This window comes from Guptibacillus hwajinpoensis, assembly GCF_020171785.1.
Classification (GTDB): domain Bacteria; phylum Bacillota; class Bacilli; order Bacillales; family Guptibacillaceae; genus Guptibacillus; species Guptibacillus sedimenti.
In genome coordinates this window covers 537,971-557,813 of the sequence record NZ_JAIVAE010000003.1, presented here as the reverse complement: position 1 = coordinate 557,813, position 19,843 = coordinate 537,971, and the positions used below count along the sequence as shown (strand labels likewise).

Genomic DNA, 19,843 nt, shown 5'->3' with positions numbered 1-19,843 from the left:
AATATGAATGAACTTCAATCATTTGAAATGGAAGAGCACGATACTGGACTTGGAAAAGTCGAAATATCACCAGAAGTTATTGAAGTAATCGGTAGTATTGCTGCTTCAGAAGTTGACGGTGTTGCAGAAATGAGAGGGAATTTCGCTTCAGGTGTTGTGGAACGCTTTGGACGAAAAGATCATCGAAAAGGTGTCAAGGTAGAGCTTGATGAGGATGGCATCATTTTGGATGCATACGTTGTAGTAAGCTATGGTTTATCCATTCCTGAAGTGTGTGAGAAGGTACAAGAAAACATTCGACAGGCGCTTCTAACAATGACTGCGCTAGAAATCAGCGCGGTTAATGTGAGCGTTGTTGGAATCACGTTTGATAAAAAAGAAACTGAAGACGAAGAATAAGCAGCGGGGCATGTCCCCTCTGCTTGTTTTTTTGCTTTTTTTACGAATGTGACTCCACTCATGAATGAAATGAATTTTACGCATCGGAGCAACTTTCACGAACCTTACTAAGTTTATGAAAACAATTGGACATTGCAAAACCTGTATTTGTCCTCAACATTATGCTATTATTTATTGGTATAGCAATATAAGCGTAAAGGGAGTATAGCAATGAAAAGAAGACATGCAAGAGAAAAAGCCATCCAGGTATTGTTTCAAATAGATGTAACAGACACCGATCCACGTGAGGCCCTGCAACACGTTTTAAATGAGGGAGAAGGTGACGAGTTTCTATCTGAGCTTGTCTTCGGAACGCTTGAGAATCTCGAAAAGATTGATGCAGTCATTAAAGAGAACCTTGTTAACTGGACCTTTAGCCGAATTGGTAATGTAGACCGTTCTGTTCTTCGAATGGCTTCGTATGAAATAGTGATGAGAGATGATATACCAGTAAATGTTAGTTTAAATGAAGCCGTTGAACTAGCAAAATTGTTCGGTGGAGAAGAATCGGGACGCTTTGTAAATGGAGTCCTCTCTAAAATCATACAAAAAAGCTAATTCAATGAGGAGGGGAACGTTGTGAAAGCTGATCGCTATATATCGGTTACAGCCCTTACGAGACAAGTGAAGCGGATGATTGATAATGAGCCAGCACTTCAAGATGTCTGGTTACGTGGTGAACTATCGAATGTGAAGCTTCACAATCGAGGGCATCTTTATTTTACTGTAAAAGATGATAAGTCGCGTGTTCAGGCAGTGATGTTTGCTGGAAACAATCGACATATGAAATTCAAGCCGGAAAGCGGTATGAAAGTCCTAATTCGAGGCGAGATATCAGTGTTTGAACCGTATGGTCAATATCAGCTCTATGCAAAAGAAATGCAGCCTGATGGAATTGGGAATTTATATTTAGCTTATGAAGAATTGAAACGAAAACTCGAATTTGAAGGGTTGTTTTCAGAAAACCTCAAACAGCAAATACCCCGATATCCTACAGAAATTGGAGTGATTACCTCCCCAACTGGAGCAGCTATTCGAGATATTTTTACAACGATCAAAAGACGTTATCCGGCTGCTAGGATAACGGTGTTTCCCGTTCTTGTTCAGGGGAATCGTGCTAAGGGGTCAATTGTTCAGGCGATCGAGATGGCAAATGCTATGAAAATGATTGATGTGCTGATTGTTGGTAGAGGTGGAGGGTCAATTGAAGAGTTATGGGCATTTAACGAAGAAGAAGTTGCCAGAAGTATAGCAAATTCAAGAGTGCCAATTATATCAGCTGTTGGCCATGAGACCGATTTTACTATTGCTGATTTTGTTTCAGATTTAAGAGCACCAACGCCAACTGGAGCAGCTGAACTGGCAGTATCCAGCGTAGTAGAATTAAAAGAGCGGGTTGACCAACGAGTACATAGGTTAATGAGAGTCATGCAAGAAACGTTAGCTACGGATCGAGATCGATTATCAAACCTCCAGAAGTCATATGCCTTTCGTTATCCTGATCAATTATTGAAACAAAAGGAACAAGAGCTTGATATGCAAGTTGAACGAATGCAACGAAATATGAAGCGATTGCTATCATATACCACAGAGCGAGTAGAACGAAATCATAAGCAGCTAGTGAAGCAGCATCCACAAAAACTTCTTAAAGAAGCGAGCCAGGAGCTTGAAGAGCTTAAACTTTCTTTAAATAAAGAAATGCAGCGTGTTCTACTGGGAAAACAACGTGATTTTTCGCTTGCTGCAGGGAAACTGAATGCTTTAAGTCCATTAAAAGTAATGGAGCGTGGCTATAGCCTTGCATATAAAGAAGAAGAACTCATTAAATCTGTTCATCAGGTTCAACCTGGAGATATTCTAAAACTTGAAATGACAGATGGGAAAATTGATTGCCATGTATGGGGATTAGAGGAGAGTGATTCGAATGGAGAAAAATGAGAACGTAACATTTGAAGAAGCGATGGAAAAGTTAGAACAAATTGTCGGAGCATTGGAAGAAGGTAACGTACCTCTTGAAAAAGCGATTTCACTCTTTCAAGAAGGAATGAATTTATCAAATGTATGCCATGAGAAACTGCAATCCGTTGAGGGTAAAATGGATCAAATTGTTGAAGAAAACGGTGAAATTAAACGTTTTTCTGTCCAGGAGGATGAAGCGTGACTTCAGATCTCAGTTCCTATATGAACGAATGTAAGAAACTGTTGGATGAAGAACTTCCCGCATACATTGACCGCTTGGAGATGCCGGAATCATTGAAGGATGCGATGTTGTATTCCATTCACGCAGGTGGAAAACGCATTCGTCCAATATTAATGCTCGCTACCGTAGAAGCATTTGGTCATTCTATTAAAGAAGCCATTCCGGTGGCGTGTGCGGTTGAGATGATTCACACGTACTCATTGATTCATGATGACTTGCCTGCAATGGATGATGACGATTTACGTCGAGGTAAACCAACAAATCATATCGTTTTTGGAGAGGCAACTGCGATTCTTGCTGGGGATGCGCTTTTAACCCAAAGCTTTGAACTTATTGCAGATTCCAATTTAACAAGTGAACAAAAAGTTGACTTGATTAAATTATTATCTCACGCTGCTGGCCCTTCCGGAATGGTAGGAGGACAAATGGCGGATTTAGACGGGGAGAAACAAGAATTAACGCTAGAACAACTTGAATACATTCATCATCATAAAACAGGAAAACTTCTTGTATTTTCTATTATGGCTGGGGCAATAATTGGTCATGCAACAAGTCATCAACGTGAACATCTACGTGCTTTTGGCGAACATATAGGCCTTTCCTTCCAAATTAGCGATGATATTCTTGACGTTGAAGGAGAAGAAGGAAAGATTGGAAAACTTCCTGGTAGTGATGAAACGAACGAAAAAAGTACTTATCCAAAGCTTCTCACACTAGACGGAGCAAAAGAAAAACTTAATCATCATTTTAAAGAGGGATTAGCCCATCTAACTGCTGCTAACGTAGAAAAGGACACGTTACAATCTATTGCGAAATTTATTGTAGAGCGGGACCACTAACACATAATTGAGCATAAAATGAATGTGTGGTATAATAAATTAAGACTGAGTGGTGCAGTATTCTAGTCAGTTCGCCATTTCTGAAGGCGGGCCTAAAAATCCGCCATAGGGCACATCGATGAAGTTCCTGGTGTTGGCTTGAGTCGCCCAGACTTGGGTCGATGCTGGGAGTTAAGGTCGCAGGGCGATCCACAAAGGCATGTGGGCGTTGACCCTGCTTCCGCGGAGGCCCATTCTTGTAGCAGAGCGGTTAACGCTGCCTGCTATGAATTGGGGTATGAACCTGTTGCAGCTGCATGGGAACGCAGTTGAACAGCGTAGCCTGCCTTGAGTGGAGCTAGAGGGGATTATGGATTATTGGAAATTTGCAGCTCGGCCGGCCGCTTTTTTCCTACCACCCATATGAAATCTGCTCTGCAAAAGAGGCTAGGAAATGTGTGGAACTGTTGAGGAAAACTCCTAGACTGTTCCGAGTGACACTTAAAGGGGATTATAGTGCGGACTAAGTGGTAATCCAGTCTAGCGCCTGGTGACTACGCTAAGATTGATGTAAAGGGAAACCGCCTGAACGGCGACGTTGAGGTATCAATCTGGGAAAACCTACTGGACCTAAGCCGCAGTCTTTACTCTTTAAGTGACCACTCTGCGATACATAATACAACAGGGGTATTCAACTGACAGGGAACAGGGGGAAACGAACTGACCCCTTGATGTCCTGTTAGTTGGATACTTATTTTTATGTGATTATATAATGGACAAGGAGTAGATATGAAAGCTTCCGTATCAAAATCCATAAACTGGAGTTTAGCTATTGCCGTTATCACACTTGTGTTAGCGGCTATTTTTTCAATTATATCAACAGCGGTATTAAGTGGAGTTTCATGGGCAATTGGTATGATTGTGGTTCTGTTGATCGTTCTAATTGGGATATTCTTTGATACAATTGGGGTAGCTTCTACTGCCGCAAACGAAGTGCCATTTCATGCGATGGCAGCAGAACGTCTTACTGGTGCGAAACATGCGATCTTTGTGACACGTAACGCAGATCGTGTAGCAAGCTTCTGTAATGATGTAATTGGTGATATATCGGGTATTATAAGCGGTACAGCCTCTGCAACCGTTGTCGTCCAATTAACACTTCAGCTTGGACATAGCGATGGATCTTTGTTTCAATATATAATATCAGTAGTATTTACAAGCGTCATTGCTGCGTTAACGGTTGGAGGAAAAGCGCTCGGAAAAACGTTTGCCATCCACTTTTCTACAGGTATCATCTTTCAAGTAGGTAGATTTTTATACTATGTAGAAAAAACATTTAAGATCAAGATGGTGGACAAACAATCCAAAAAGAAAAAGGGAAACCGTAAATCGAAATAAGAAGGGGAGGACATTCCCATGGATTTAGAAAAGATTGAGAATCCTAAGTTTCTAAAGAATTATGATATGAACGATATGACCGAGCTTGCTGAAGAGATTAGAAGCTTTTTAATTAATAAACTATCCGAAACTGGTGGACATCTTGGGCCTAATCTTGGCGTAGTAGAACTTACAATCGTGCTTCATAAAATTTATGATAGCCCAAAAGATAAATTTATTTGGGATGTTGGCCATCAGGCTTATGTCCATAAAATTCTCACTGGACGAGCTTCGAGATTTGATACGCTACGTAAATATAAAGGTCTTTGTGGTTTTCCAAAACGAAATGAAAGTGAGCATGACGTCTGGGAAACTGGGCACAGCTCTACCTCATTATCAGCAGCAATGGGGATGGCGGCTGCTCGAGATATGAAAGGCTCTGACGAAAGTGTAGTTGCGATTATTGGAGATGGGGCTCTTACAGGTGGGATGGCACTTGAAGCTCTTAATCATATCGGACACGAACAAAAAGATATGCTCGTTATCTTAAATGACAATGAAATGTCTATTGCTCCAAATGTAGGTGCTCTTCATAATATTTTAGGAAAGCTCCGCACAGCTGGGAAATATCATAAAGCAAAAGATGAACTTGAGTATTTACTTAAAAAAATTCCTGCGTTTGGCGGAGCGCTAGCTTCAACCGCTGAGCGCGTGAAAGATGCGTTGAAATATTTGTTGGTTTCAGGGATTTTCTTTGAGGAGCTTGGTTTTACCTATCTTGGACCAGTCGACGGTCATGACGTTGAAGCGTTAATGGAAAACATTAAATATGCTAAGAAGACAAAAGGACCGGTCCTTATTCACGTACTTACGAAAAAAGGAAAAGGCTATCAACCCGCAGAAAGCGATCAGATTGGCGTTTGGCACGGTGTGAGTCCTTATAAGATTGAAGCAGGTGAACAAATTAAACCGAAGGTCGCAGCGCCTGGATATAGTAAGGTCGTTAGTGAAACAGTGCGAAAGCTTGCAGAGAAGGACGATCGCATCTCAGTCATCACACCAGCAATGACAGTAGGCTCTAAGTGGGAAGCATTTGAAAAACAATTCCCAGAAAGGCTTTTTGACGTTGGTATAGCTGAGCAACATGCTACTACAATGGCTGCAGGACTTGCAACTCAGGAATTAAAACCGGTTTTATCGATTTATTCTACGTTTCTTCAAAGAGCTTATGATCAGCTTGTTCATGACGTTTGCCGACAAAACTTGAATGTTTTCCTAGCGATTGATCGTTCCGGACTTGTAGGAGCAGATGGTGAAACGCACCAAGGTGTTTTCGATATCTCATTCCTTAGACACTTACCTAATATGGTTCTTATGATGGCGAAAGACGAGAATGAATTGCAGCATATGGTTTATACTAGTTTGAAGTACAATCAGGGACCAATTGCTGTACGCTATCCTAGAGGGAACGGGATTGGTACAAAGATGGATCAAGAATTAAAAGAAATTCAAATTGGTAGTTGGGAAGTTATTCGTGAAGGTACGGATATTGCTCTCTTGTCATTTGGCCCTACGTTACAAGATCTGTTGAGTGCTGCGGATAAATTAGAAAAAGAAGGTATTTCAGCTCGTGTGATTAACGCTCGCTTCATAAAACCTTTAGATGAGAAAATGATCGCAGATCTCATGCAAGAAGGGTTACCGATGCTTACAGTTGAAGAAGCTATACTCCAAGGTGGGTTTGGTAGTGCCATTCTAGAATATGTTAATGACAGTGGCTATCAGCATGGTGGTATTCAACGAATGGGAATCCCCGATGCTTATATCGAACATGGCAGTGTAAGTGAGTTATTAAAAGAAATTGGATTAACTTCAGATGATATTGCTGAGAAAGCAAAGAAAATGATTCCAGCAAAACAAAAGAGGGCATAAAAAAGCATGGCAAAAAAAGAAAGACTAGATGTACTCCTTGTAAACCGAGGTTTAATTGATACGAGAGAAAAAGCAAAAAGAGCAATTATGGCAGGTCTTGTCTTTTCAGAGACGGAAAGGATGGACAAACCTGGCATGAAAGTGCCAGAAGATATTCTTCTTCAGATTAAAGGAGATACGCTACGTTATGTTGGACGTGGGGGTTTAAAGTTAGAGAAGGCCATTGACGTCTTCTCTCTCGATCCCGAAAACAAAGTGGTTTTAGATATTGGTTCGTCTACTGGTGGTTTTACAGACTGTGCACTTCAAAATGGCGCTTCCCTCGTTTATGCACTTGATGTAGGTTACAATCAATTAGCTTGGAAACTGCGAGTAGACGATCGTGTGGTTGTGAAAGAAAGAACGAATTTTCGATATGCTGTTAGAGAGGATTTTGAACAAGGACTTCCGGATCTTGCCACAATAGATGTCTCATTCATCTCTTTAAAATTAATCCTACCTGTATTAAAAGGGATTTTGAAAGAGAAAGGTGAAGTTATCGCTCTCGTCAAACCGCAATTTGAAGCAGGCCGCGGCGAAATAGGCAAAAAAGGAATTGTACGTGATAAAAAAATTCATCATCGTGTACTGAAAGAAATGATGGATTTTGCTGAACTAGAAGGATATCAAGTAAACGGTATATCATATTCACCAATAACTGGTGGCGAAGGAAATATCGAATTTCTATTATATCTTGGCTGGAAACAGGAGAGCAAAGTCGAAAATGTTCCTTCTGCAGAAGAAGTTGTTGAAGAAGCACATCAGAAATTATAAAGGATACACGATGTGTGTCCTTTTTCTCGTTCATGTTGTTCGAAATTCTGAATGGAGAAGTTTTCTTTTAGTAAGTGAATATTTATGAGGGTCTATACAAAAGAGAGATAGGACTATATAATAAGGCTGTCAGATTTTACTTGCCGGAGGTTATACAATGAATAAAGGACAACGTCATATCAAGATACGTGAAATGATTGCCAATCAAGATGTAGAGACGCAGGATGAGCTTGTCTATTGTCTTAAAAGTGCAGGATTCAACGTTACGCAAGCAACTGTTTCGAGAGATATTAAAGAGCTTCATCTTGTTAAAGTTCCAACAATCGACGGCAGATATAAATACAGTTTGCCAGCAGATCAGCGCTTTAACCCGCTGCAAAAATTAAAAAGAACTTTAACAGACGCGTTTATTAGTATTGATCATGCGGATCATCTTATTGTAATGAAAACGCTTCCTGGTAACGCTAATGCTATCGGTGCTCTAATCGATAATCTAGACTGGGAAGAGATTATGGGGAATATAAGCGGAGATGATACGATTCTAATTATATGTAAGAGCGCCGATGCGGCCCCGATGTTATCACAACGGTTTATTGATATGCTGTAGAATATGAATGAGGATCTTTAAAGGTGGGAGAATATGTTAGCGGAACTATCCATTCGTAATTTTGCGATCATAGAAGCAATTACCGTTTCATTTGAGCGAGGGTTAACCGTTCTTACTGGAGAAACAGGTGCTGGTAAATCCATCATTATTGATGCCATAGGGCTATTGGTTGGTGGGAGAGGATCAGCTGAATTCGTCCGTTATGGAACGAAAAAAGCAGAAATTGAAGGGTTATTTCATATTGATACAAACCATCCAACAGTGCAAAAACTTGAAGATATCGGAATCGAGTTTACAGATGACATGGTGGTACTGCGCCGTGATATTTCACATACAGGTAAAAGCATCTGCCGAGTAAATGGAAAATTAGTGACGCTTGGAATTTTGCGAGAGATTGGTCAAACACTTATTGACATTCACGGTCAGCATGAACATCAGGATTTAATGCAATCTGATAAGCATCTTACTTTGCTCGATCAGTTTGGGGAACGGTCAATTGGTCCGGCTCTTTTTGAATACAGGGAAATCTTTCAAAGATACAAAAAAATCCAGCAACAAATGCAAAATTTAACTGAGAATGAACAGCAGATGGCTCATAGGCTGGATTTAATTCAATATCAACTTGAAGAAATCACGAAAGCTGAGCTTTCTCCTAATGAAGATGATCAGTTAATGGACGAGAAATTACGATTGGGTAATTTTGAGAAACTATATACTGCTCTTCAGGATGTTTATGATTCCCTACATGGAGATAATAAAGGATTAGACTGGGTAGGGCTTGCTATGTCACAACTCGAGTCAGTTGCGGACCTTGATGAAGAACTACAGGGATACCATGAAGAAGTAGCCAATCAATTTTATCTACTTGAAGAAACGGCAGGTAAATTAAATACATATCGTGATCAACTTGAATTTGATCCCGCACGATTGGATTTTGTAGAAGAACGACTAAACGAAATCCAATTATTAAAGCGAAAGTATGGAGAATCTGTAGAAGACATATTGGAATATGCAGCTTCGATTGAAGATGAAGTAGATGAATTATTAAACAGAGAAGATCGCGTAGACGAGCTACAGGCTGACTTAAAAGGGATTAAGGCTGATTTAACTGTAGAGGCTAATAATTTGACCGGTCTGCGAAAAAAAGTTGCTAGTGAGCTTGTTGAATCAATTCACCATGAGCTTAGAGATCTTTATATGGAAAAAACAGAATTTGCAATTCATTTTAATGACCGAGATGAAAGTAAGAAAGAATTTTTTCATCGATCTGGACAAGATGATATTGATTTTATGATCTCTACCAATCCAGGCGAGCCGCTTAAGGAACTTTCTAAAACGGCTTCTGGTGGCGAGTTATCTCGTATCATGTTGGCGTTGAAGTCCATCTTTTCAAAACATCAAGGTATTACATCAATTATTTTTGACGAAGTAGATACTGGTGTAAGTGGAAGGGTTGCTCAAGCGATGGCGGAGAAGATACAGCGTCTTTCCGCCGGGTCCCAAGTACTTGTTATTACTCACCTTCCTCAAGTTGCAGCAATGGCTGATCATCACCTTTATATTTCAAAAGAAGAAACGGGTGAAGGTCGAACAAAGACAAGTGTTGGAAATTTAAGTACAGATGAACAAATAGAAGAACTTGGAAGAATGATTGCTGGCGCCGAAATGACAGAGCTTACAAAGAAACATGCAAAAGAATTGTTATATCAAGCAAACCAAATTAAATCATGATATGTAATGCTATCCAACTGAGGGTAGCATTTTCATTTTTAGAGGTTATAATAACGGCCACTCAAGGCAAAATTATAGATACAGCCATGTTGGAGGTGTGAGCAAGAGCGAGGAGAGTGAAGGATTGAAGATAGAGATGTTTCGGAAGCTGTTAGGAGTAGTTCTCCTTGGAGGTTTAATCGTACTTGGTTTTTCAAAACCAGTACAGTTATTTTTATCAATTCCAGATGAGATTATCATGTTTGAAGGAGATCAAACAACAATATCCTCTGTTACTACTGCCGTTGCAACGCTTGGAAGCTCTGAAGTGGCAAGTCTTAACCCGTCGGGGAAAGAAATTGCGGTTAACGGCGCAAAAAGCGGTTCTGATATTCTGGATTTTACTGTTGGAAATATTCCAATTAAAAAAGTTGATGTAAAAGTTCTTCCTGATTTTAAAGTTATACCTGGTGGGCAATCAATTGGTGTAAAATTAAACACGCGTGGTGTACTTGTTGTTGGTCACCATTTAATTCATACGAATCAAGGAGATCGGTCACCAGGAGAAATTGCTGACATTCAAGTAGGCGATATTATTACTAAGATAAATGGTCAAGCCGTTCAAAAAATGAGCGACATTGGCTCAATTGTAAAAAAAGCTGCAAATAATGGCCAAGCATTAGAAGTGACGATTGTAAGAGAAAACGAAGAACTTAGTAAGAAGTTGGTTCCTGTAAAGGATAAACAAAATGAAGCATACAGAATTGGGTTGTATATTCGTGACTCTGCAGCAGGAGTTGGAACGTTAACATTTTATCATCCAGATACGAAAAAATATGGTGCTCTAGGACATGTTATTTCTGATATGGATACGAAGAAGCCAATCGTTGTTAATCGGGGAGAGATTTATCCCTCTTCTGTAACATCAATTGAAAAAGGTAGCAACGGTCACCCTGGTGAAAAGCTAGCAAGATTTTCTAAGACAGATCAAAAGCTTGGTACAATAACACGGAACAGTCCTTTCGGTATTTTTGGAGAAATGAACCAGGAAGTAAAAAAAGGCCTGTATGATAAGCCGATGCCGATTGCGCTATCTCATCAAGTGAAAGAAGGTCCTGCTAAAATTTTAACAGTAGTAAAAGGTAGTGAGGTAAAAGAATATGATGTAGAAGTGATCAGTTCAATTCCTCAGAAGTTTCCTGCTACAAAAGGAATGGTTATTAAAGTAACTGATCCTCAGTTGTTAAATGAAACGGGTGGGATTGTACAAGGGATGAGTGGAAGCCCCATTATTCAAGATGGAAAAGTAATTGGAGCGGTTACTCATGTGTTTGTTAATGATTCCACTTCAGGCTATGGCGTTCATATTGAATGGATGTTGGAAGAAGCTGGTATTAATATTTATGAAGAAAGTCGTAATGAAAAGCGAACAGCGAGCTAAAAAAGCTCAATGTTCGCTTTCTTTCATTTTCAAAGCATGGTATACTTTGGGTGAAGAAAATTCGACAAAATTGAAAGATTATTCAGAAAATGTAGTTATGTGTAGTAAATTGAAGTATGCTAAAGAATGATGAAGAATAAATATTGTTTTTAAATGTTTTTAGAAATTTTAGAGGGAATTTACAACTTCCGTTGAATTTCTATACTACTACGGTAACCAAACTTGTGGAAGGAGAGACGGAGCCGTGCAAAAAATAAAGGTATGTCTAGCTGATGATAATCGTGAATTGGTGAATTTAATTGAGGAATATATGTCACGACAAGAGGATATGGAGGTAGTCGGAACCGCTTCCAATGGACAGGAATGCTTAGAAGTTCTTGAAGATCAAGAACCTGATGTCCTTGTACTTGATATAATTATGCCGCATTTAGATGGCCTGGCTGTTCTCGAACGTTTAAGAGAAATGAATTATACTTGTAGCGTTATTATGCTCACTGCCTTCGGACAGGAAGACGTAACGAAAAAAGCAGTAGATTTAGGAGCATCCTACTTTATACTAAAACCGTTTGATATGGATAATTTAGCAAGTCATGTAAGGCAAGTGAGTGGTAAGAAAACAACATTTACAACAAGTAATGGCTCGTATAAGCGTCCTCAGCGTGAAAGTCGCCCTAGAAACCTTGATGCGAGCATCACGAGTATTATTCATGAAATCGGGGTACCGGCACATATTAAAGGTTATATGTACTTAAGAGAAGCGATTACGATGGTTTATAACGATATTGAACTATTAGGTTCAATCACGAAGGTTCTATATCCTGATATTGCGAAAAAATTCAATACAACCTCATCCAGAGTAGAACGTGCGATTCGCCATGCGATTGAGGTTGCTTGGAGTCGAGGTAATGTAGAGTCTATTTCAAACTTATTTGGTTATACTGTGAGTATGTCTAAAGCGAAACCTACAAATTCAGAGTTCATTGCAATGGTTGCTGATAAGCTTCGGATTGAGCACAACATGGATAATTATTCTCATAGCAGGTAATTCGAATTCAAACATAAATCAAGTTATCTCTATTTCAGAGTTGATGAAAGCTTAGTGAAATGCTTCAAATTAAATTTGGAAAAACAAAGCCCCTTCTTTTGTGAAGTGGGCTTTGTTTTTATGTCTGGGAGATTACTACAATGTGAACCTGTACTTTTACGAAATCTTTCAATGAAAGATTACTGTTTTTTAGAGGAAAACCTTGGCTGTACTTTATTTCGCTTGCGATCACGGTAGAAAATAAATCCACCAACGAAAGCGAGGCCAGCGATAAGGAATATGAGTCCAAGGATAAATTGAACAACAAGAGAAGTGAACGGTGGGTTTACTACTCCGAAAAGAACATCTCTCATTAATTTAATACCGATAACGCCGATGATTCCTGGAATTAATACGACAAGTAAAGCAACTAACCTCATTACTGGTGCACCCTTTCTACACATCACTAGTGCTATTGTAGCGAAGTAGGAATGAAGTGTCCATTAGTGTTTGCAACTTACATAAAACGATAAAAAGAACCGTGCATAATTTGTCAAAATTAAAAAAGAGATGTATGATTAGTATGAAATATATTGCATGTATAGGGTGCAGGTGATGAAAAAGTTGCGAACATGTATGATTGTAGGTGCTGGAAGAGGCGGATTGGCGCTTTTGCAGATTTTGCAGGAAACTAAAATGATGAAAGTTATTGCGATGGTGGATTGTTACCAGGGGGCGCCTGGTATTCTTAAAGCTCGTAATAGTGGAATAGCTGTATTTGAAGATTGGAAAGTAGCATTAAATCAATTTGAAATCGATGTCATTGTAGAAGCTACCGGGGATGAAGCGGTTTTTGAAGAAATAAGAGACAGGCGAGAAAAGCATACTGTCCTCATTCCGGGATCGGTCGCTAATATTGTTTTAAAACTTATTGAAGAAAAAGAAATATTAATTGATACGTTACGAGATCAATCCAAACAACAAGAAATTATTTTAGATTCAACACATGATGGCATGATTGCAGTAAATGTGCATGAGGAAGTAACTTTATTTAATCGAAGTGCTGAGAAAATAACGGGAATTAGCAAAGAGCTCGCCGATGGAAAAATAATTGGGTCTCTTATGGCTTCAAGTAGACTACCGCGCGTCCTTTCATCTGGAAAAGCGGAGATTAATAAAGAACAGTTACTACCTAATGGTAAGAAAATTATTACCACGAGAATTCCAATGTTTAATGATGAAGGAAAACGTATAGGAGCTTTGGCTGTTTTTAAAGATATGACCGCAATTGAACAGATGGCGCAAGAAGTAACAAATTTAAAAAGTGTTCAATCCATGTTGGAAGCTATTATACAGTCTTCTGACGAGGCAATCTCAGTAGTGGATGAAACTGGGAAAGGACTTATGATTAACCCTGCCTACACAAGATTAACCGGTCTTCAACGGGAAGAAGTAATTGGAAAACCGGCGAATACGGATATTTCTGAAGGTGAAAGCATGCACATGCGTGTACTCAGAACGAGAAAACCAGTGCGTGGCGTACAAATGAAAGTTGGTCCCGCAAAAAGAGAAGTTGTTGTTAATGTGTCGCCGGTTATAGTGGATGGTCTCTTAAAAGGAAGTGTCGGTGTGATTCATGACATTTCAGAACTACACTCTTTGAACAATCAACTTCAACGAGCGAGACAAATAATTAGAACACTTGAAGCAAAGTATTCCTTTGAAGACATTATCGGGAAATCAGAGGAAATGACTTTTTCTGTACAACAAGCGAAACTGGCAGCCTCGACGCCAGCAACTGTTCTTCTTCGTGGTGAATCTGGAACAGGTAAGGAACTATTTGCCCATGCCATACATAATGCAAGTGATCGTAAGTATAACAAATTTGTCAGAGTGAACTGTGCTGCTATTTCTGAATCCTTATTTGAAAGTGAACTTTTTGGTTATGAAGATGGCGCGTTTTCAGGTGCTAGGCAGGGTGGTAAACGAGGGCTTTTTGAAGAGGCGAATGGTGGGAGTATATTCCTTGATGAAATAGGGGAGGTATCTCTAGGTACTCAGGCAAAGCTTCTTCGTGTTCTTCAGGAGCGAGAAATAGTTCGAGTAGGTGGAGCGAAGCCAATTTCAATTAATGTAAGAATAATTGCAGCAACAAATGCGAAACTGGAGAAAAGAATAATCGATGGTTCATTTAGGGAAGATTTATACTATCGATTAAATCGACTGCCGATTCAAATAGCTCCTTTGAGACAGCGGAAAGAAGATATTACCGCCCTTGCAAAGCATTTACTTACAAAAATTAATCAAGACTATGGGAGAAATGTTAAAGGGATAACGGATGGTGCTGTTGACTATTTAAAATCTTATGATTGGCCAGGTAATGTTAGGGAGTTTGAGAATGTCTTGGGAAGAATTGTGATTCATATGGATGTCTCTGAAACGATGATTGATTCACACCATCTCCCATCATTGTTGAGTGAGAAAAAAGATGCTGATGTGCTGTTCGTCGAACGAACCCCTGACAAAATGTTGTCTCAGCTAGTTGATGAATTTGAAAAGAAGACAATTCGTCAAACTCTTGCCCATTATGAGGGAAATAAAACTGCGACAGCAAAGGCCTTAGGTGTGTCACTTCGTAACCTGTACTACAAGATGGAAAAACACGGTATTGAAAAGTCTGGCATGCAATAATTTGCGTGGTGTGCAGGTTTTTGCGTGGTCCATCAGTTCAAAACCCTGTTATGACAATAATGTAGAATTGGCACGGAACTTGCATAATAGTATGATGGCGTAGAGGGAGGACATCAATGAATCTAGATCAACTTGTAATGGAAGTATCCAAACAACCTAACAAAACGATTGCACTTGCTGCTGCTGCAGATAAAGAAGTGATTGAAGCGGTTCATAAAGCTATTCAGAAACAACTGGCTTCATTCATTCTTTACGGTGATAAGCAAGATATCAAGAGAATGTTAACTGATGAAGGTTTAACTGAATCATCATCTCTTCAAATCGTGCATGTGGAGTCAGATCAAGAGGCTTCGAGAATGGCTGTTCAAGCCGTTCGAAATGGAGATGCCGATGTTTTAATGAAAGGAATGGTCTCCACTTCAGTCATTTTAAAAGAAGTTTTAAATAAAGAATATGGCTTGCGAAAAGGAAAGGTTCTTTCGCACGTAGCCGCATTTGATGTTCGAGGATATGAACGACTGATTTTTGTAACAGACTCTGGTATGAATATTGAGCCGGATTTAACGCAAAAGGTGGAAATTGTTAATAACGCGGTATCGATTGCGAGAAGTATTGGCATTGAGCGCCCCAAAGTTGTGCCGTTAGCCGCAGTAGAAGTCGTTAATCCAGCTATGCAAGCGACGCTTGATGCATCGGCGCTAACTCAGATGAATAGAAGAGAACAGATTTCTGAATGCGTGATTGATGGACCCCTCGCATTGGATAACGCTATTTCAATAGAAGCAGCAGAGCATAAGGGGATACAAAGTGAAGTAGCTGGGAAAGCAGATATCCTTCTTGTTCCTTCAATAGAAGTAGGGAATGCATTGTATAAATCACTTGTCTATTTTGCAAATGCAAAAGTTGGAGGAGTCATCGCTGGCGCTAAAGCGCCAATTGTTTTAACTTCTCGCGCAGATAGTTCAGAAAGCAAAGTTTATAGTATCGCGCTTGCAGTAAGTTCAGCTAAATAAAATTAGAGGATAACAGAGAGGGAGATTACTGATGGAACTTTTTACTTATATGGAGAAATACGATTATGAACAAGTGGTTGTTTGTCAAGATAAAGCTTCAGGATTAAAAGCGATTATTGCGATTCATGATACAACCCTAGGACCGGCTCTCGGCGGAACAAGAATGTGGACATACGCTTCTGAAGAAGCTGCATTTGAGGATGCACTTCGTTTAGCCAAAGGAATGACGTACAAAAATGCTGCAGCAGGTTTAAATCTTGGCGGAGGAAAAACAGTTATCATCGGTGATCCTCGTAAAGACAAAAATGAAGCGATGTTCCGGGCATTTGGACGATATATTCAGGGATTAAACGGTCGTTACATTACTGCCGAAGACGTGGGTACTACTGTTCAAGATATGGATACTATTCATGAAGAAACAGAATATGTAACGGGTATTTCACCAGCGTTTGGTTCTTCTGGTAACCCTTCTCCTGTAACAGCTTATGGTGTTTATGTAGGAATGAAGGCTGCAGCAAAAGAAGCGTTTGGTACAGATTCTTTACAAGGTAAAACAGTAGCTGTTCAAGGTGTAGGGAATGTTGCCTATAATCTTTGCAAACACCTTCATGAAGAAGGAGCTTCTCTAGTTGTTACAGATATCAATAAAGAATCAGTTGATCGTGCAGTAGCTGACTTCGGTGCAAAAGCTGTAGATCCAGAAGACATTTACGAGGTAGACTGTGATATTTTTGCACCATGTGCACTAGGTGCAATTATCAATGACGATACAATAGGCAAAATTAAAGCAAAAGTTATTGCTGGAGCAGCAAACAACCAGCTTCGCGAAACGACACACGGTGATCAGATTCATGAGATGGGTATTGTTTATGCGCCAGACTATGTTATCAATGCTGGTGGTGTTATTAACGTTGCGGATGAGCTTTATGGATATAATCGCGATCGTGCAATGAAGCGCGTTGATGGCATTTATGACACTATTTCTAAAGTTATCGAAATTTCTAAACGCGATGGTATTCCTACTTATGCAGCGGCAGACCGTCTTGCTGAAGAAAGAATTGAGCAAATGAAGCAGTCTAGAAGTCAATTCTTAACAAACTCTCAGCATATTTTAGGTCATCGTAGATAAACGGAGGGTTTGGAGTGACAGATAAAGTATATAGACTTCTGGTAATCAACCCGGGATCAACTTCAACAAAAATAGGTGTATTTGATAATGAGCGTGCTGTATTTGAGAAATCATTACGGCACGATAGAGATGAAATCAATCAATTTAAAACAATCATCGATCAATATGAATTTAGAAAAAATACCATTCTTGAAGCGTTAGATGAAGAAGATATTAATATTTCGAGATTATCTGCGGTTGTAGGACGCGGTGGTTTGTTGCGTCCTATCGAAGGTGGAACGTACTCAGTTAATGAACGCATGCTTGAAGATCTTCGCAATGGTTATTCTGGTGAACATGCTTCGAATTTAGGTGGGATTATTGCTTTTGAAATTGCTGAACAGCTCAATATCCCCTCTTTTATTGTTGATCCAGTAGTTGTTGATGAGCTTCAAGATGTAGCTCGCCTTTCTGGAGTGCCAGAAATCGAACGTAAAAGTATTTTTCATGCTTTAAACCAAAAAGCAGTCGCCAGACGAGTAGCTTCTCAATTAAATAGCAAATATGAAGATCTTAACCTTATCGTAACTCATATGGGTGGCGGGATAACCGTAGGTGCCCATCGAAAAGGTAAAGTTGTGGATGTAAATAATGGCTTGCACGGTGAAGGGCCATTCTCACCAGAACGTGCGGGAACAGTTCCTGTTGGTGATCTAGTGTCCATGTGTTTTTCAGGGGAATATTATGCTGACGAAATTATGAAGAAGCTAGTTGGACAAGCAGGTTACGTTGGTTATCTTGGAACTAACGATGCTCTTAAAGTGGAACAGCGGATTCAAAATGGAGATGAGAAGGCGAAACTTATTTTCGATGCCATGGCGTATCAGGTAGCCAAAGAGATTGGATCGGCTAGTGCTGTTCTTGCAGGAGAAGTGGATGCGATCGTTTTAACTGGTGGTCTAGCTTATGGAAAACAATTTGTCTCTCAAATAACAGAGCAAATCAAGTGGATTGCTGATGTTCTCGTTCATCCTGGTGAAAATGAGCTACAGGCACTTGCAGAAGGTGGATTACGCGTGTTAAGAGAAGAGGAAATAGCGAAAATTTATCCTGTTTCTTCTGTGGAGTCAATGGTTTAGAGATTCTAACGCATTTTCATTAATATTCATGTGCAGTGACTCTTTTAAAAAAAGGGAATAAAACGTTTTATAAAGGAGAATTTGAATGGCTGAAGAATATGATCTCGTCATAATGGGTGGAGGTACTGGTGGCTATGTAGCTGCTATTCGTGCTTCCCAACTAGGTCTAAAAACGGCAATCGTTGAAAAGCGTGAACTTGGTGGTACTTGTTTGCATCGCGGCTGTATTCCAAGTAAAGCGTTACTTCGAAGTGCTGAAGTATATGCCACTGCTAAGCATGGAGAGAAGTTTGGCGTAATGGCAAAGGAAATTGCGTTAGATTTTAAAAAGGTTCAAGAACGTAAGCAGGGAATTGTTGATCAGCTTCATAATGGCGTGAAGCACCTTATGAAACAAGGGAAAATAGATGTATTTGAAGGATTCGGTCGAATTCTTGGACCATCTATTTTCTCTCCAATGCCTGGTACGGTTTCAGTTGAAATGAATAACGGGGAAGAAAATGAAATGTTGATTCCTAAAAACGTTATTATTGCAACGGGATCGAAGCCTCGTACGCTTCCTGGACTTGAGGTAGACGGCGACTATGTTATGACCTCAGATGAAGCTCTTCATATGGAAAGCCTCCCATCTTCCATTATCATTGTCGGCGGTGGTGTTATTGGAATTGAATGGGCGTCCATGCTTGTTGATTTTGGTGTAGAGGTAACTGTTCTCGAATATGCTGATCGTATTGTGCCAACAGAAGATAAGGATATCTCTAAAGAAGCACACAAATTGATGAAGAAAAAGGGGATCAAGCTTTTCACTGGTGCAAAAGTGATGGGTGAGTCGTTAACAAAGGATCAGGGTGTTTCCATTCAGGCGGAACATGAAGGAGAAACGAAAACGTTCTCTGCAGATAAGATGCTGGTGTCAGTAGGACGGGAAGCAAACGTGAAAAACATCGGTCTTGAGAATACAACAATTGAAGTAGATAAAGGCGTTATTCAAACCAATGAATATTTTCAAACAAAAGAATCTCATATATACGCGATTGGTGATGTAATTGGTGGTATGCAGCTTGCTCACGTTGCTTCACATGAGGGGATTACTGCAGTAGAACACCTAGCCGATCAAGATCCTGACCCAATTGATTACACTCAGGTCCCAAGCTGTATTTACAGCAGTCCAGAGATGGCGAGTGTAGGTTTATCGGAATCGCAAGCGAAAGAACAAGGTCATACCGTTAAGATTGGAAAGTTCCCTTTTAAAGCAATAGGAAAAGCACTTGTTTTCGGAGAATCTGATGGATTTGTGAAAATTGTAGCTGATGCGGACAATGAGGATCTTCTAGGAGTACATATGATCGGCCCTCATGTAACGGATATGATTTCTGAAGCGGGTCTAGCGAAAGTTCTTGATGCGGCCTCTTGGGAAGTGGCGCATACAATTCATCCTCACCCTACACTGTCTGAAGCAATCGGTGAAGCTGCACTTGCAGTGGATGGGAAAGCAATTCATTCTTAATACAAGGTTTATTTAAGGAGGTAAA

Annotated in this window: 18 protein-coding genes; 17 read left to right on the top strand and 1 reads right to left on the bottom strand. The window is 39.9% G+C overall.

The features are described 5' to 3' along the window. Positions 1–3 precede the first annotated feature (3 nt). The 12 genes from LCL91_RS06835 to spo0A all read left to right on the top strand — a co-directional run bounded on the left by LCL91_RS06835 (position 4) and on the right by spo0A (position 12,381). Positions 4–399 carry an Asp23/Gls24 family envelope stress response protein gene (locus LCL91_RS06835; RefSeq protein ID WP_098444167.1) on the top strand — a complete coding sequence of 132 codons (396 nt, stop codon included), beginning with the start codon at positions 4–6 and terminating at the stop codon, positions 397–399. A gap of 210 nt (positions 400–609) precedes the next feature. Further along, on the top strand, positions 610–996 hold the full coding sequence (nusB, locus tag LCL91_RS06830) for a transcription antitermination factor NusB (protein ID WP_159783062.1): 387 nt from the start codon (positions 610–612) through the stop codon (positions 994–996). 21 nt (positions 997–1,017) lie between these two features. Further along, the gene (gene xseA / locus LCL91_RS06825; RefSeq protein WP_224881119.1) at positions 1,018–2,376 is read left to right on the top strand and encodes an exodeoxyribonuclease VII large subunit; all 1,359 of its coding nucleotides are present in this window, start codon (positions 1,018–1,020) and stop codon (positions 2,374–2,376) included. Beyond that, the gene (locus tag LCL91_RS06820) at positions 2,363–2,599 is read left to right on the top strand and encodes an exodeoxyribonuclease VII small subunit (protein ID WP_098444164.1); all 237 of its coding nucleotides are present in this window, start codon (positions 2,363–2,365) and stop codon (positions 2,597–2,599) included. Before xseA ends, LCL91_RS06820 begins: the two co-directional genes overlap by 14 nt. Beyond that, entirely contained in the window at positions 2,596–3,477 is an 882-nt protein-coding gene (locus LCL91_RS06815) for a polyprenyl synthetase family protein (RefSeq protein ID WP_224881117.1), read from the top strand. Before LCL91_RS06820 ends, LCL91_RS06815 begins: the two co-directional genes overlap by 4 nt. Positions 3,478–4,245: 768 nt before the next feature. Further along, a complete protein-coding gene (locus LCL91_RS06810) occupies positions 4,246–4,854 on the top strand; it encodes a hypothetical protein (RefSeq protein ID WP_098444162.1) in 609 nt (202 codons plus the stop codon). An 18-nt stretch (positions 4,855–4,872) separates the two neighbouring features. Continuing rightward, positions 4,873–6,765: a 1-deoxy-D-xylulose-5-phosphate synthase gene (gene dxs / locus LCL91_RS06805; protein WP_224881115.1), complete on the top strand. Its 1,893-nt coding sequence runs from the start codon at positions 4,873–4,875 to the stop codon at positions 6,763–6,765. 6 nt (positions 6,766–6,771) lie between these two features. After that, the gene (locus LCL91_RS06800; RefSeq protein WP_224881113.1) at positions 6,772–7,578 is read left to right on the top strand and encodes a TlyA family RNA methyltransferase; all 807 of its coding nucleotides are present in this window, start codon (positions 6,772–6,774) and stop codon (positions 7,576–7,578) included. A 157-nt stretch (positions 7,579–7,735) separates the two neighbouring features. Continuing rightward, positions 7,736–8,185: a transcriptional regulator AhrC/ArgR gene (gene ahrC, locus LCL91_RS06795; protein WP_098444159.1), complete on the top strand. Its 450-nt coding sequence runs from the start codon at positions 7,736–7,738 to the stop codon at positions 8,183–8,185. Between the two features lie 33 nt (positions 8,186–8,218). Continuing rightward, a complete protein-coding gene (recN, locus tag LCL91_RS06790) occupies positions 8,219–9,916 on the top strand; it encodes a DNA repair protein RecN (protein WP_224881111.1) in 1,698 nt (565 codons plus the stop codon). A gap of 124 nt (positions 9,917–10,040) precedes the next feature. Next, the gene (gene spoIVB, locus LCL91_RS06785) at positions 10,041–11,336 is read left to right on the top strand and encodes a SpoIVB peptidase (protein WP_224881109.1); all 1,296 of its coding nucleotides are present in this window, start codon (positions 10,041–10,043) and stop codon (positions 11,334–11,336) included. A gap of 244 nt (positions 11,337–11,580) precedes the next feature. Then, positions 11,581–12,381: a sporulation transcription factor Spo0A gene (gene spo0A, locus LCL91_RS06780; protein WP_098444156.1), complete on the top strand. Its 801-nt coding sequence runs from the start codon at positions 11,581–11,583 to the stop codon at positions 12,379–12,381. Between the two features lie 179 nt (positions 12,382–12,560). Here spo0A and LCL91_RS06775 read toward each other — a convergent pair whose 3' ends face one another. Next, positions 12,561–12,800 carry a DUF2627 domain-containing protein gene (locus LCL91_RS06775; RefSeq protein ID WP_224881106.1) on the bottom strand — a complete coding sequence of 80 codons (240 nt, stop codon included), beginning with the start codon at positions 12,798–12,800 and terminating at the stop codon, positions 12,561–12,563. A gap of 175 nt (positions 12,801–12,975) precedes the next feature. Here LCL91_RS06775 and LCL91_RS06770 point away from each other — a divergent pair, with 175 nt between their 5' ends. The 5 genes from LCL91_RS06770 (at position 12,976) to lpdA (ending at position 19,818) form a co-directional block, all read left to right on the top strand. After that, entirely contained in the window at positions 12,976–15,051 is a 2,076-nt protein-coding gene (locus LCL91_RS06770) for a sigma-54 interaction domain-containing protein (RefSeq protein ID WP_224881104.1), read from the top strand. 116 nt (positions 15,052–15,167) lie between these two features. Beyond that, positions 15,168–16,064: a phosphate butyryltransferase gene (yqiS, locus tag LCL91_RS06765; RefSeq protein WP_224881102.1), complete on the top strand. Its 897-nt coding sequence runs from the start codon at positions 15,168–15,170 to the stop codon at positions 16,062–16,064. Positions 16,065–16,095: 31 nt separating this feature from the next. Then, on the top strand, positions 16,096–17,193 hold the full coding sequence (gene bcd / locus LCL91_RS06760; RefSeq protein ID WP_224881100.1) for a branched-chain amino acid dehydrogenase: 1,098 nt from the start codon (positions 16,096–16,098) through the stop codon (positions 17,191–17,193). 14 nt (positions 17,194–17,207) lie between these two features. Beyond that, on the top strand, positions 17,208–18,311 hold the full coding sequence (buk, locus tag LCL91_RS06755) for a butyrate kinase (RefSeq protein ID WP_224881097.1): 1,104 nt from the start codon (positions 17,208–17,210) through the stop codon (positions 18,309–18,311). Between the two features lie 85 nt (positions 18,312–18,396). Next, on the top strand, positions 18,397–19,818 hold the full coding sequence (lpdA, locus tag LCL91_RS06750) for a dihydrolipoyl dehydrogenase (RefSeq protein ID WP_224881095.1): 1,422 nt from the start codon (positions 18,397–18,399) through the stop codon (positions 19,816–19,818). Positions 19,819–19,843: the final 25 nt, after the last annotated feature.